Annotated in this window: 11 protein-coding genes and 2 tRNA genes; 7 read left to right on the plus strand and 6 right to left on the minus strand. The window is 63.9% G+C overall.

Going from position 1 to position 14,257, the window contains the following annotated elements; translation table 11 throughout:
* Positions 1-32: 32 nt before the first annotated feature.
* Together AC1TPF_RS09870 and AC1TPF_RS09875 are read right to left on the minus strand one after the other, a co-directional pair.
* Positions 33-932 carry a hypothetical protein gene (locus AC1TPF_RS09870; RefSeq protein ID WP_482135313.1) on the minus strand — a complete coding sequence of 300 codons (900 nt, stop codon included), beginning with the start codon at positions 930-932 and terminating at the stop codon, positions 33-35.
* A 123-nt stretch (positions 933-1,055) separates the two neighbouring features.
* The gene (locus tag AC1TPF_RS09875) at positions 1,056-2,417 is read right to left on the minus strand and encodes a zinc-dependent metalloprotease (protein WP_482135312.1); all 1,362 of its coding nucleotides are present in this window, start codon (positions 2,415-2,417) and stop codon (positions 1,056-1,058) included.
* Positions 2,418-2,548: 131 nt separating this feature from the next.
* Between AC1TPF_RS09875 and AC1TPF_RS09880 the strand changes: the two genes are divergently transcribed.
* Complete coding sequence (locus AC1TPF_RS09880; protein ID WP_482143657.1) at positions 2,549-3,604, plus strand: YlbL family protein; 1,056 nt, start codon at positions 2,549-2,551, stop codon at positions 3,602-3,604.
* A gap of 103 nt (positions 3,605-3,707) precedes the next feature.
* Here AC1TPF_RS09880 and AC1TPF_RS09885 read toward each other — a convergent pair whose 3' ends face one another.
* Positions 3,708-4,313, minus strand: coding sequence for a PPA1309 family protein (locus tag AC1TPF_RS09885; RefSeq protein WP_482135310.1), 606 nt, complete (start codon positions 4,311-4,313; stop codon positions 3,708-3,710).
* Positions 4,314-4,597: 284 nt separating this feature from the next.
* Between AC1TPF_RS09885 and AC1TPF_RS09890 the strand changes: the two genes are divergently transcribed.
* From AC1TPF_RS09890 to AC1TPF_RS09910, 5 genes are all read left to right on the plus strand, one after another.
* On the plus strand, positions 4,598-7,585 hold the full coding sequence (locus AC1TPF_RS09890) for a UPF0182 family protein (RefSeq protein ID WP_482135309.1): 2,988 nt from the start codon (positions 4,598-4,600) through the stop codon (positions 7,583-7,585).
* 86 nt (positions 7,586-7,671) lie between these two features.
* Positions 7,672-7,745, plus strand: a tRNA-Met gene (locus AC1TPF_RS09895).
* A gap of 229 nt (positions 7,746-7,974) precedes the next feature.
* Positions 7,975-8,048, plus strand: a tRNA-Met gene (locus AC1TPF_RS09900).
* 146 nt (positions 8,049-8,194) lie between these two features.
* On the plus strand, positions 8,195-8,674 hold the full coding sequence (locus AC1TPF_RS09905) for a DUF5709 domain-containing protein (RefSeq protein WP_482135308.1): 480 nt from the start codon (positions 8,195-8,197) through the stop codon (positions 8,672-8,674).
* Between the two features lie 390 nt (positions 8,675-9,064).
* Positions 9,065-10,141, plus strand: coding sequence for a zinc-binding metallopeptidase family protein (locus AC1TPF_RS09910; protein WP_482135307.1), 1,077 nt, complete (start codon positions 9,065-9,067; stop codon positions 10,139-10,141).
* Here AC1TPF_RS09910 and AC1TPF_RS09915 read toward each other — a convergent pair.
* The 3 genes from AC1TPF_RS09915 to AC1TPF_RS09925 all read right to left on the minus strand — a co-directional run bounded on the left by AC1TPF_RS09915 (position 10,138) and on the right by AC1TPF_RS09925 (position 13,521).
* The gene (locus AC1TPF_RS09915) at positions 10,138-10,464 is read right to left on the minus strand and encodes a transglycosylase family protein (protein WP_482135306.1); all 327 of its coding nucleotides are present in this window, start codon (positions 10,462-10,464) and stop codon (positions 10,138-10,140) included. The genes AC1TPF_RS09910 and AC1TPF_RS09915 overlap by 4 nt on opposite strands.
* 380 nt (positions 10,465-10,844) lie before the next feature.
* Positions 10,845-12,068 (minus strand): acyl-CoA dehydrogenase family protein, encoded by a 1,224-nt coding sequence (locus AC1TPF_RS09920; protein ID WP_482135305.1) that lies wholly within the window; start codon positions 12,066-12,068, stop codon positions 10,845-10,847.
* A gap of 85 nt (positions 12,069-12,153) precedes the next feature.
* The gene (locus tag AC1TPF_RS09925) at positions 12,154-13,521 is read right to left on the minus strand and encodes an acyl-CoA dehydrogenase family protein (protein ID WP_482143659.1); all 1,368 of its coding nucleotides are present in this window, start codon (positions 13,519-13,521) and stop codon (positions 12,154-12,156) included.
* Positions 13,522-13,788: 267 nt separating this feature from the next.
* Here AC1TPF_RS09925 and AC1TPF_RS09930 point away from each other — a divergent pair, with 267 nt between their 5' ends.
* Positions 13,789-14,208 (plus strand): nuclear transport factor 2 family protein, encoded by a 420-nt coding sequence (locus AC1TPF_RS09930; protein WP_482135303.1) that lies wholly within the window; start codon positions 13,789-13,791, stop codon positions 14,206-14,208.
* Positions 14,209-14,257: the final 49 nt, after the last annotated feature.

A 14,257-nucleotide genomic window follows, 5' to 3' on the forward strand; every position in this document is an offset into this window, starting at 1 on the left:
GATGGACCCGAGCTTAGTGGACGACTGTTGGTTCATTGCGGTAGCCGACAGCCGCACAATGGATGTGGTGACCAGCCCCGGATGACAAGCGATGACGGGTCCGCACGGAACTCGATGGTGGCGTCGAGGCTGGTCGGTGCAGGAAGCGGTTGGGTGCCGCGCCGATCGGGACGGGTTGCCGCTGCCACGTGTTCGACCTCGGCCTGCACGATCGCGGCGGTTCCGGCGATCGTTGCCGACCCGGCCCAGCCGCTCTGACCCAGAAGCTGGGCACTGACGATCGGCCAGTCCCGGTCCCGATCGCGGCGGTGATGGTCGGCACAGTGCAGACAACTCGACAGCCCGGGCAACACCATCGGACCGATCACCCCGGTCCCGTCGCGTAGACGGACCATCAGGTGTGGGATCCGGTGCCGCATCAGACACGACACCAGCCACGGATCGTGACTGAGGAAGTCGGTCAGGATCACCAGATCCGTGGCCCAGGTGACCATCCGGTCCTCGTGGGTGATCGGATCGACCTCGCCGTCGAACAATCGTGGCCGCCGGACCGACTGCACAACCGAGAACTCCGGCTGGGCAAGCGCGTTCGCCGTTGCGTCGGCGAGTGGGCCGGCACCATGGATCCTGATCTGCATCGGTGTGATCGCAGATCTGCTGTGGTGGGCGGTACCGGCGTCGACCAGCGCATCGAGCAGCTCGCGGACCTCGTCGGCCGTCAGTCCCGCCGCCGCTGCCCGGGCGGCGGTGTCCTCGGGGGGCTGTGGACCCGTCAACGACCGCAACAGCGCAGCAAGCCGGTCCGGGACAACATGTGCGGGCGGGTCGATGATCACTGCCCGGTCGGGGTCGTATCCGACCTGGATACGGCCGCCGGGCCGGAGCAAGATCACCGCTCCGGCGCGGAGCAGCGGCAAAGGCGCGAGTGTCATGGCAACACCGAACCAGACCGGTGACCGTCCGGGCGCCCGTCAGCGGCGGGTTATCCACAGGTTTTCGGGGCCGGGACCAGCCGAAACGCGGCCTGTCGGCGTTTGATCAGGATTGGCGGTCCATCAGGCGGTGGGGGTGTCGCCGTCTGCCGGACCCTTGCCTTCTTCTTCGCGCTTGCGGGCCTCGTCGGCGATGGTCTTCTCGAGCTGGGCCATCGGATCGTCGAACGCGTGGCTGCCGCCGCCGATCACCCGGTCGATGAAAGCAGCGGGATGATCGAGATCATCGGCATCGGGCATCAGATCCGGATGTGCCCAGACGCCGTCGCGGGTCTCGACATCTGAGGACTCGGCCAGCTTGCGCCACAGGTCGGCGGCTTCGCGGAGCTTGCGCGGGCGCAGTTCCAGTCCGATCAGCGTGGCAAAGGTCTCCTCGGCCGGACCGCCGGTGGCGCGCCTGCGACGCATGGTCTCGGTCAGTGCGGCCACCGACGGGATCCGATCGGAAAGTGCCTGGGACACGACCGTTTCGACCCAACCCTCGATCAATGCGAGGAGCGTTTCGAGGCGGGTGAGTGCGTGTTGCTGCTGCGGGGTGGTCTTCGGTTCGAACGCCGCGCCACCGGACATCAACTCTTCGAGCTTGCTCGGATCCGACAGCAGGGTGGCGGGGTCGATGCCTGCGGCCGCGTCCTGGATGCCGGAGAAGTCGATGCTGATCCCGCGGGCGTACTCCTCGACCGTCGCGAGCAGTCGCTGGCGCAGCCAGGGCACGTGGGAGAACAGCCGGACGTGCGCGGCTTCGCGGGCGGCGAGGAAGACAATGATCTCTTGGCTTGGTTGTTCGAGGCCCTCGCTGAAGGCGTTGATCGCCTCGGGCAGCAGAACCGCGGTTCCGGTGGGCGCCAACGGAAGACCGATGTCGGTGGAGGTGAGGACCTCCTTGGCGAGCTGGCCGAGGCCCTGACCCAGCTGGGTCCCGAAAGCCATGCTGCCCATCTGGCTGACCATGCCCATCATCGGACCGGCGAACTGTTTCGCCTCGTCCGGAAGGTTCGTCGACCAGCTGCCTGCGATCTGTTCGGCCACCGGATTGCACAGCGACTTCCACATCGGCAGCGTCTTCTCGAGCCAGTCGACGGACGTCCACGCCTCGGTGGTGGTGACCCCGGCAGGCAGAGTGGTCACGTTGTCGAGCCACACCTCGGCCAGGCGCACGGAGTCGGTGATCGCCGACAGCTCACCCTGACTGACAGGGGAGTGCTTGCCGATCTGCTGGCGGGCAAGGCTCGTCGCGACCTGGTAGTTGACCGGTTCGCCGGTGCCACCTGAACCCATGCCCGCGCCCATGCCCGACAGCATCTGCCCGAGCTGCGAGAGCATCTGGCCGAGCTGGTTCGGATCGAAGTCACCGGGCTTCTTGCCAGGATCACCATCCCCGTCGTCGCCGGACGAAGGGGAGAAACCGAAGGGCAAGTCATTCATGCCTCCACGGTACCGGCGAATCGGTCGGTACCCCGAACGTCATGATCAGCTCTGCGCGAAACCGGGGCAGCCGGTCAACCGGCGGCCCGGTGGGGCGGGGTCCCGGGGCGCCGACCCTCTACGCTGGGCTGGTGAAACTGCAGTCCCTCAGAATCGGTCCGGGATACCGGCGGATTGTCACCCTCTTGGTCGCAATGGCATTCCTGATCGTGTTCGTCCTGATCGGAACTCTCGTGAAGGTGCCCTTTGTGGCGCTCGGTCCGGGTCCGACCGTCAACACCCTGGGATCCGTGGACGGCCGCGAGGTGGTGAACATCACCGGCGCCGATCTGGATCCGACCAAAGGCAACCTCAACCTCACGACGGTGTCGGTGACCGACGGCCTGACCCTGTTCCAGGCGATCGGCCTGTGGGTGTCGGGCGACGACGAACTGCAGCCGCGTGACCGGGTTTATCCGCCGGGTAGGTCCAACGAAGAGGTCGACAAAGAGAACCGCCAGCAGATGACGGGGTCGGAGAACTCGGCCACCATCGCCGCGTTGGACTATCTCGACCGTCCCATCGACCTCGAGGTCGCCGGTGTCGCCGAAGACGGCCCGTCCGTCGGCAAGCTGCAGTCCGGTGACGAGATCATTGCGATCAACGGCACCTCGGTCGCCACGTCCGTGGCGCTGCGTGAGGCGCTCGCCGAGATTCCGCCGGGAACCCCGGTCACCATCGACCTCATCCGCGACGGTCAGCCCGTGACCGAGATGGTGATGCTGCAGCCGGATCCCAAAGACGAGACCAAGGGGATTCTGGGGATCACGTTGTCAGAACAAAATGGTGATCCCAACCTGGACATCAACTTCGATGTCGGCGACATCGGGGGACCGTCGGCGGGCCTGATGCTGACCCTGGCCATCATCGACAAGCTCAGTCCCGGTGAGCTCAACGGCGGCGAGTTCATCGCAGGCACCGGCACAATCGATTCGTCGGGCGATGTCGGGGAGATCGGCGGGATTCTCCACAAGATGCGTGCCGCGCGAGATGCCGGCGCCACCGCGTTCCTGGTCCCGTCCGGAAACTGCGCCGAAGCCAAGACCGATGCCCCGGATGGATTGACCCTGGTCAAGGTCGACACCCTCCCCGACGCGATCAACGCGTTGGCAGATATCGACGCCGGCAGGACCCCGCCGACCTGCTGATCGGATTCGGGCCCGGATCAGGCCCCTGACGGGCTCCGGAGGGCGTGTTGCCCTCCGAACCCGTTACCGTCCGAACCCGCTGGTGGGGACGATGTTTGACCGATCAGTCGTCGAACGGGACGTTTTCGAGCGTCGCGGCCAGTGCGGCAACCAGATTCGGTGCCAGCTCCGGATGTTGCAGCAGTTCTATCGGTCCGTCAGATTGTTCGTCGTCGTCCGGTGCCAGTTGCAGCAGACACAGAGACCTGCCGTCGCGGAGGACCGCGGCAGCCAATCGTGCGGTCCGGCTGTCGGGGAGGGCTTCGGCAGCGCTGCGGGCGACGTGATCGCCGGAATCGGGGTCGGACACCAGGGGCCCGACGGCGTCGTCGAGGTCGTGCTGCGCCTCGGGCGGCAACACGATGATCTCCTGGACCAGCGCACATCCTTCGACCTCGGACGGCCAGCTGGTGGTGGCCAGGACGTGTTCGAGCTCGGCCATCCCGCTTTCGGGGGAGACCGGCAGGGGCTCCTGCTCGATGAGCGTCAATTCGGAGGTGTCGTGGTCGTCGACCCAGTCGGGTTGGGTGTCGGCGAGCAGCGCGGTGGGCACGAGGGCGAACAGCTGCGGAGGTTGTCCCCAGCCGGCGGCATCGACGAACTCGATCACCTCGCGGATCGCGCTGCCCAAGGCATCAGGGGAGAGGATGGGTGGCTGCGAGTCGGTCACAACTCCATAGTCGCATTGCCGACGGGGCTTTTATGCAATGCCTCGGGAACCGGTGTGGTGGATCGTCCGTTGGCAGTGACAAGAACCACACAAACCGTCGGAAGTTCGCCGTCGAAGCCGGTCTGCGCAGGGATAGGTAGTGTTCTAAGCGAATGCACAGTACTTGCGGGCCGCCCGCAGTAGCCCCCGGCTATAACCACCTGCCGACTGCGGTTTTTCGATAAGTAAAGTGTTCGTCAAGGACCGGCCGCGGTGCGTCCGGCAAAAAGCTGGGAGTAGTTCACGTGGGAATCCGGGGTCCGGCAGCGATGCCATCGCTGTCGCGACGTAGCAAGGCGCTCATCGCAGTCGCAGTAGCCGTACTGCTGATCTTGTTGGTGGGTCCGAGGTTCATCTCGATCTACACCGACTGGCTGTGGTTCGACGACATCGGCTATCAGTCGGTGTTCTCCAAGATCATCTGGACGCGCATCGCGGTGTTCGCGATCAGTGCCGTCATCGCCGGTCTGATCGTCTTCGGCGCGCTCTGGCTCGCATACCGCAGTCGGCCGGTCTTTGTGCCGACCAGCGGGCCGGGAGATCCGATCGCCCGCTACCGCACGGTCGTGATGAGCCGGATCCGCTGGTTCGCGATCATCCCGTCCGTCCTGGTCGGTCTTCTCGCCGGTCTGGTGGCACAGGGTTCGTGGGCGACGATCCAGGTGTTCCTGCACGGTGAGTCGTTCGGGATCAAGGACCCGCAGTTCGGACTCGACGTCGGTTTCTACGCATTCGATCTGCCGTTCTACCGGTTTGTGCTGAACTTCCTGTTCGTCATCGTGGTGATCGCGTTCATCGTGAACCTGGTGACCCACTACATCTTTGGCGGGATCCGCCTGGCCGGACGTGGGGGATCGCTCACCAACGCGGCCCGCGTCCAGCTCGCGGTCATCGCCGGAACCTTCTTGCTGCTCAAGGCGGTTGCCTACTGGCTCGATCGGTACACCCTGCTCAGCAGCACCCGAAAGCAAGAGATCTTCACCGGCGCCAGCTTCACCGACATCAATGCGGTGCTGCCGTCGAAGCTGATCCTGATGGCGATCGCGATCATCTGTGCACTGGCATTCTTTGCCGGTGTGGTGCTGCGGGATCTGCGTATCCCGGCACTGGCAACCGCGATGATGCTGCTCTCGGCACTGGTCATCGGTGTCGGCTGGCCCGCGGCGATGGAACAGTTCTCGGTCAAGCCGAACGCGGCAGAAAAAGAAGCCGAGTTCATCAGCCGTAACATCACGGCCACCGAGCAGGCGTATGGCATCGGTGCGGACAAGATCAACTACCAAGAGAACTGGACCGGTCAGCCGGTCAACCAGACGCAGGTCGATCAGGACGAGCCGACCCTGTCCAACATTCGAATCCTCGATCCGAATATCGTGTCGCCGGCATTCACCCAGCTCAAGCGGCAGCAGAACTTCTACGGATTCCCCAGTCAACTGGCTCTGGACCGGTACACGGTCGACGGTCAGCTGCGCGATTTCGTGGTCGCGGCGCGAGAGCTCGATCCGAGCAAGTTTGAGGCAAACCAGCAGAACTGGCTCAACAAGCACACCGTGTACACCCACGGCCAGGGATTCATCGCCGCGCCGGCAAACACCGTCAACGAAGCGGTTTCGAACGAGAACGATGTCACCAGCGGTGGCGGCGAGCCGGTGTTCTACGTCAGCGACCTGACCAACTACCAGACCGAGGAATACAAGAAGACCGCCCCGATCCAGGTCTCCCAGCCGAGGATCTACTTCGGCGAGCTCATCGCCAAGGTCAACCCCGATTACGCGATCGTCGGTTCGGACAACGGCCAGGCGCGGGAGTTCGACACGGCCGACTCGACATACACCTATCAGGGTGATGCCGGTGTGCCGCTGTCGAATTGGTTCAATCGGATGGCGTACTCGATCAAATACACCGAACGCAACATCCTGCTGTCCGGTGCGATCAACAAAGACTCGAAGATCATCTACAACCGTGACCCTCGCGACCGGGTGAAGAAGGCGGCGCCGTGGCTCACCGTCGATTCCAAGACTTATCCCGCCGTGATGGCGGACGGTTCGGTCAAGTGGATCGTCGACGGTTACACCACCCTCGATGCCTACCCGTACGCACAGAAGATGTCGCTGGACGATGCGACTTCTGATGCGCAGGAACTGAATCAGGGCCAGACGGGTCGATCACAGGTCAACAAGCAGATCTCCTACGTACGCAACTCCGTCAAGGCGACGGTTGATGCATATTCCGGCGAGGTCAAGCTCTACCAGTTCGACGAACAGGATCCGGTACTCAAGACCTGGATGAAGGTCTTCCCCGACTCCGTCGAGTCGCGCGCCGAGTTCGACAAGAACGTCAGTTTGAGCGAGCACGTGCGGTACCCGGAGGATCTGTTCAAGATCCAGCGGTCGCTGCTGACCAAGTACCACGTGGACAGCCCTCAGACGTTCTTCCAGGGCGACGCATTCTGGTCGGTGCCTGCTGATCCCACCGACAGCGCGGCAGTCACGCAGGGCCTCGATCAGCCGCCGTACTACTTCGTCGCGGCCGATCCGGAGTCCAAGGAGCCGTCGTTCCAGTTGACCTCGGTGTTCAACGTCTTGAAGCAGGAGTTCCTGTCGGCCTATCTGACCGTCTCGTCTGATCCCAAGAACTATGGGCAGATGACCATCAAGACGTTGCCGGCGAATACCCAACGTGAGGGTCCGAAACAGGTTTTCAGTGCGATGGAGACCGATGGTCGCGTCGCCGAGAGTCGTAAGAACCTCGAGAACACCGCGAATGTCACGTTCGGCAACCTGCTGACATTGCCGGTGGGCGACAACGGCATCTTGAGCGTGGTCCCGATGTACGCCCAGGCGAAGAGCACCGCGGGTACCTTCCCGCGACTGTTCAGGGTGATCGTTCGGTACAACAACAAGATCGGGTACGCACCGACGGTTGCCGGTGCCCTCAGGGGCGTCGGGATCGATCCGTCGTCGGTGGCCGACATATCCGAGGCCGACGTCGAACCGACCACTCCGCAGCCGGAGGGACAGACATCGGCAACGCCGGAGCAGACACCGGCGCCGGGGAACACTCAGGGAGCCGTTCCTGCCTCACCCGAGCGCGATGCGGTCGTCAATCGGATGAATACGGCGATCGGTGCGATGGAGGAGGCGATGAAGTCGGGCGACTTCACCGCCTACGGAAAGGCGCAGTCTGATCTGCAGGCGGCCATTTCAGATTATGAGGCATTGCCCACGAGCTAGCGTTCGCGCAGTTCAAGGCAGGTGATGCGCGTTACAGGCCGGCGATTTGGAGCTGGAAGGACCGGCCTGTAACGTTGTATTCACACCGCGGGGTGGAGCAGCTCGGTAGCTCGCTGGGCTCATAACCCAGAGGTCGCAGGTTCAAATCCTGTCCCCGCTACGAAGGTCAAGAGGCCCTCGAGACAATGTCTCGAGGGCCTCTTGCTTTGTCCGGACCGCGCCCAATGGCATGGCGACACCCAGGCCGGCAGCAACACCGGCGCAGGCGGGAACGAGGTACTCATCGAGCATCAGTCGAGTATCACCGCCGCCACGGTTGTGGGCCTCTTACGTTGGTAGATAAGGCGATTTGGTTTCAGATGCACTGGCCTGTAACGTTGTATTCACACCGCGGGGTGGAGCAGCTCGGTAGCTCGCTGGGCTCATAACCCAGAGGTCGCAGGTTCAAATCCTGTCCCCGCTACGAAGGTCAAGAGGCCCTCGAGACAATGTCTCGAGGGCCTCTTGCGTTGCATTTCCAAGCGCGCATTCTTTTCGCGACCGCGCTGCTTGCGGAGCGCGATCGGTGGGAAGGATGCGCGGCGCCGATCCTGGTGGCATCGTGGGTAGATGACCAACATTCCTGACGGCACGCCGGAAGGTTCGACCGGCGAGTACAGCCTGGACGAGGACGATCAGCTCCAGCCTGAAGACACCCTCGACTACCGCGGTGTCGACGACATCCTCGATGAGGGCTACTCACCGCCGGAACGACCGCTGGGGACGGACAAGTTCGGTCTGACCCCCGCCGAACAGGCCGCCGGTGAGAGTCTGGCCCAACATCTGGCCGAGGAAGAGCCCGATCCCGCCTCGAAGGCCTACCAGCCGGAGAAGCAAAAAGAAGACTGGCGCAGTGACGAGTTCGATTCGGATCCGGAGTTCCCCGTTGACTATGAGGTCGGAAATCGGCGGGCCGGACGGTTGGTCGCCCCCGACGAAGGCACCGCGGTCCACGACATCCAGGAACGGGTGGCGACCGACGCCGGTATCGATGGCGGGGCGGCCTCGGCCGAAGAAGCCGCCGTGCACGTGATCGACGACGAGGACTGATCTGTAGGCCTCTGCAGCCGGGACCAACCGTTGTGGAGTGCGTCGACCAGGTCTCGCCGGTGTTCCGGGGGTAGGTCCTGACCCGTCGTCGTCGATGAGGTCGAACATCCGCGGGTGGTCACCGGTCCTGGCAAGCGTTTGGAGTGTGCCCTGGAGCTCGGGCATCCGGCCACCTCCGGGACGGGCCGATAGGCCGGTGTGGAGCCGTAGAAGGCCAGCAGCGTCCGCACGCCGGCGACGGCGGTGGCGAGTTCGGATTCGGTGCGTCCGACACCGCAGATCACCTGCGGGGTGAACAGCCCGTCGATGATTGCGGTGGTTTGGTTGATGTTCACGTTGTGATCGTCGATGTGCCGCACCAAACCGGACACGGTGTGCCAGGCTGTGGATATGCGTGCTTTCGACTGTCCCGAGTGCGGGGGACCAGCCCCGTTCGAGGCACAGAGCTGCCCCACCTGTCAGGTACCGCTGGCGTTCCACCTGCCCTCGATGCGACTTGTTGCCATCCCCGGTGACTCGGTCACGGTCGACGGCACCCGACTGTTGCGATGCTCGAACTGGGCGTGGGAGTGCAACTGGCTCGTTGCCGACGATTCCGGCAGTGGACAGTGTTTTGCTGGATCCTTCATCCGCACTCGGCCGGACGCCGACGACACCCTGGCTCTGGAGAAATTGGCGCAGACGGCGAAGTCATTGCGCCGGTTGCTTTTTCAGTTGCTCGACCTGAACCTTCCGGTTGAGCCCTACTATCGACATGACGGTGGACTGGCCTTCGATCTGCTCTCGAGCCGAACGTCGGGTACCCCGGTGGTGATCGGGCATGCCGGTGGTGTGATCACCATCGACCTCGCTGAATCACTTGACGCGCACCGAGAATCGTTGCGGGTGCGCCTCGGTGAACCGTATCGGACGATGCTCGGCCATTTCCGCCACGAGGTCGGCCATTACTACCAGAGCATCTTGGTGGAAAACGGTCCGATGATCGACGAATGCCGAACCCTCTTCGGGGACGAGCGAACGAGTTACGCCGATGCGATGAACCGGCACTACAGGTTTGGGGCTCCACAGGGCTGGGAGCAGTCGTACATCTCCGAGTACGCGACGATGCATCCGTGGGAGGACTTCGCCGAATGCTTTGCCCACTACCTGCACATCACGGACACGTTGGCGACGGCATCCGAATCCGGGTTGGCCGTGCACGCCGACCGGGTGCGGTGGAAGCCGGCGGCCGATGTCGTACCCCGCACTGACTATTCGGGTGCCGGTATCGACGAGTTGCTCGGGGACTGGCACATCCTGTCCGACGTGTTCAACCGGATCAACCAGTCGATGGGCAAGGGCGATCTGTACCCGTTCACGATCTCAGAGCCGGTGGTCCGCAAACTGGAGTTCGTACACCGGGTGATCGTCACCGCCGGAGCCAGGCGTTCGGCTCCGGCGGTGACCCACAGTTCTGCTCAGGCTTAGAGATTCTGTCCGCAGACCGGCCATGCGCCGGCACCCTGAGTGGCAAGGACGTTCTCGGCCACGCGGATCTGTTCTTCGCGACTGTTGTCGGAGGCGCTGCCGACACCGCCGTTGGCCTCCCAGGTGGACTGGGAGAACTGCAGTCCGCCGTAGTAGCCGTTGCCGGTGTTGATCGCCCAGTCGCCGCTGCTCTCGCACTGGGCGACAGCGTCCCAGTTGTGCTCACCCTCCGCTGAGGCGTTGGCGGCAAAAGCGCCCAACGGCGCCAGGGTCAGCGCGCCGGTCACAGCGGTCCGGACGGCAAGCTTACGAATATCGGTCATTGGTTTCCTCCTCGCACCGCAGCTCCCCGGATTTCGGGCAGCAGGGGATCGGTGATTTTCCGTTGACATGCCCAGGTCGTCCTGAGCACGTGGCGACAGTACGGGTGGATCACGGAAAGGTCACGCTGGTGGTGTTTCAGCGCTAAAAGACCAGTGCTGCATGCGGTTTGGGTCCGCGCAGGTCAGTCGGGAGAAAACGCGTCGATTTCAATTGCCTGATTGAACGAAGATTGTGACGGGGAACACAATTATGGCGCCGGGTATGCCGGATTCGGTCACAGCGCCGAAAGTCGTTGGGCCCCAGAGCGCAGAGAGCCCCGCAGGCAACCCCTCGATGCCGCGGGACTCTCTGATGTGCGAGTGGTGAGCTCGCCGGGTGCCTACTTGAGTTGGGCGCTGCTCTTGCCGAGAACCCGGCGGGCGATGATCAGGTTCTGGATCTGCTGTGTGCCCTCGAAGATGTCGAGGATCTTCGAGTCGCGGGCCCACTTCTCGAGCAGGAGCCGCTCTGAATAGCCCAAGGTGCCGGCGAGTTCCACCGTCTTGGTGGTGACGTCGGTGACGGTGCGACCGGCCTTGGCCTTGGACATCGAAGCCTCTTTGGAGTTCGGCTCCTTGTTGTCGGCCATCCAGGCTGCCCGCAGCGAATGCAGGTACGCGGCTTCGTAATCCGCCTCCATGCGGATGAACTCGGCGGCCGCGGCGTGCTGGTTGTTGACCGGCTTGTCGTAGTCGATCTCGACGCCGGCTTCTTCGAGCAGCCTGCGCAGCTCTTCGAGTGCGGCGCGGGTGACACCGACGGCCATCGCGGCCACCAGTGGTCGGGTGTTGTCGAAGGTCTGCATGACCCCGCCAAAGCCCTTCTTGACATCGACTTCTGGTGAACCGAGCAGGTTTTCGGCCGGCACCCGGACGTTGTCGAAGCGCAACACGGCGGTGTCGGAAACCCTGATGCCGAGCTTGTGCTCGAGGCGCACCACTGTGAGGCCTTCGCTCTCGCGCGGCACCACAAAGCTCTTGATGGCCGCGCGGCCCAGGCTCTTGTCGACCGTTGCCCAGACCACGATGTGGCTGGCGCGTGAGCCGGCCGTGACGAAGATCTTCTCACCGTTGATGAGGTAGTCGTCGCCGTCGCGGGTGGCCGTGGTGGACACGGCGGCCGAATCGGATCCGAAACTCGGTTCCGTGATGGCCATCGCGGCCCATACTTTGCCGAACTTGGCGATCTGCTCATCGGTTGCCACTGCGGCGATCGCTGCGTTGCCCAGGCCCTGGTAAGGGATCGTCAACATCATTCCGGCGTCGCCCCAGCAGGTTTCGAGTGCATTGAGCACCGACTGCATGTTGCCGCCGTTGACAACCGCGCCCGCAGGGAGTTCTTTCTTGTCCTTCTTCTGGCTGCGGCCGCCGTCGGCGCCCGCGCCTGCTGCGCCGGCCTCGGACAAGCCGTCGTACAGGCTGGCGAGGGTGTCGAGTTCGACCGGGTAGTCGTGCTCACGCAGGTCGTACTTGCGGGAGATGGGCCGGAAGATCTGGGCAGCGGCCTGGTGGGCCTGATCGACCGTCGCGTTCAGCTTCCGGGGAAGCTCGAGATTGATAGCCATATCTGTTGTCTTTCGGTGAAAGTCGACGTCGTAGACGTGGAGAAGGTGACGTCAGGGGCGAATGGGGGAGGCGTGGGCGGTGTCCCTAGAGGACAACGATGCCTTCGCCGATGGCGGCGCCGCGCAGGTCGCGGAACCAGCGTTCCACCGGATGCTCCTTCGTGAATCCGTGTCCGCCGAGCAACTGCACACCGTCCGAACCGATCTGCATGCCCTTGTCGGCGGTGAGCTTGCGGGCCAGGGCGGCCTCGCGCGCAAACGACAAGCCCTGCTCGGCGCGGGCGGCCCCGCGCAGGGTCACCAGGCGGATCGAGTCGAGCTCGGTTGCCATGTTGGCCACCATGAATGCCACGGCCTGGCGATTGGAGATCGGTTCGCCGAACGCCTCACGCTCGTTGACATACGGGATGACGTAGTCGAGAACCGCATGTGCGGTGCCGACAGCCAGCGATGACCAGCCCAGGCGCGAGAGCCGGACGACGTCGCGGTAGGCGTTGTAGGCGGCCTCGCCCTCTTCTTCACCGAGCAAGGCACCGGTGGGCACGGTGACGTCGGTCAGCAGCAGTCGGCCCATTCCGGCGGCGCGGACGCCCATACCCGGATCGGCTTCTACGACAAGGCCATTGGTGCCGGACTCGACGATGAACAGCGCGGGCCGGCCATCGAGTTGTGCGCCGATGATGAACAGCTCCGACGAACCGGCGGCCGGGACAAACGACTTCACTCCGTTGAGCCGGTATCCGCTCGGTACGCGAGTTGCCTTGGTCGCAGGCGACAGAGCGTCGAACAGTGGCCGCGGCTCGGCGATGACAACCGCCGACTGGGGCACATTCGCGCCGGCGTAGGCGGGCAGGTAGGTCTTCTGCTGGGCATCGCTGCCGAACTGCGTGAGAGTGGTGGCCACACCGCTCGGGGCGAGGAGCGGCAGCGCCAGGCCCATGTCGCCGTACGCCATCGCTTCGGCGACCAGTGAGTTGGTGACCACACCGCGCTCGCTGGCGGCGCCGTCGAACTCCTCGGGGACATTCACCATGGTGATGCCCAATTCGGCACTGCGGGTGAGGATTTCCGCAGGAGTGGCGGCGGCGGCATCGGCGTCGTAGGCGGCAGGCCGCAGGATTTCGATTGCGAACTCCTTGACGGTGTCCGCGATCATCTTCTGTTCGTCATCGGGATACAGGTTGAAGTAGTCCTTGGGGGTGGTGGCCAGGCGCTTGGCCTTGCCGCCGCCCTGCGCTGCGGCAAATGCGCGGTTCGCGGCACCGATCGTCTTGAATCCGGTTTTGGTGCCCTCGTACGCAATTCGGTTGAGTGGCTCGCGAATCTTGTACTTGTCGGCGAACTCAGAGCCCGTCACCGTGGTCAGCACGCGCATAGCGGTACCGATTGCGGAGCGTCGACGGGGGTTCTTGCCAACAGCGGACGTGTCGCGGGGCTCGGTATGAGTACTCATTCTCACCAGCTTGTCTCGTGCGTGTGTGGGCGTGGCTGCTGTCCGGACGGTGCCCGGACACAGTTGATCTTACTCAACAGTAAGAACGACCTTACTCCGGAGTAAGGTCGTTTGTCACGCCCCTTCGCTTTCGCCTGGTTTGCCGGCACCTGGGACGGCGGTGCTGTGGCAGGCGCAGTGGATCCACCTCGTCGGATGCACCCGAAAACGTCTCGATGAGCGGGACAGCCGCACCGGCTTCACCAGCTCGCCGAGGAAGATGAAGCCATGCACGAGCCTCTTCGCGATCGCTTCCAGATCATCGACAGTCTGCACCACGTGGCCACCCTGCTCGACGCGAAGGACTGGCCGGGTTTCGCCGCGGCGCTCGCGGAGGACGCCGTGGCCTACGGCCGGACCGGGGCCGCCGAGGTGGTCGCCCGCGTTCGCTCCCACCTCGACGTCTGCGGTGCCACTCAACACATGCTCGGCAACATCGAGATCGAGATCGACGGTGACGCGGCAGGAACGCGATCGTACTTCCGGGCCTTTCACTGCGGCCTCGGAGATCGTGCCGGGGTGACGTACGAATGTCTCGGCGAATACCGGGACGAGTGGCGTCGCGGACCGTCTGGCTGGTTGCTGTCCGGGAGAGTGATCGATGTCCGTGCCGAGATCGGCGACCGGGGTGTCATCGCGCCCGCCTGAGCCGAGCGGTTAGATGGCTCGTCGCACGCATGAAGCATTCTTCATATCG

This window comes from Williamsia sp. Y853 (genome assembly GCF_056786495.1).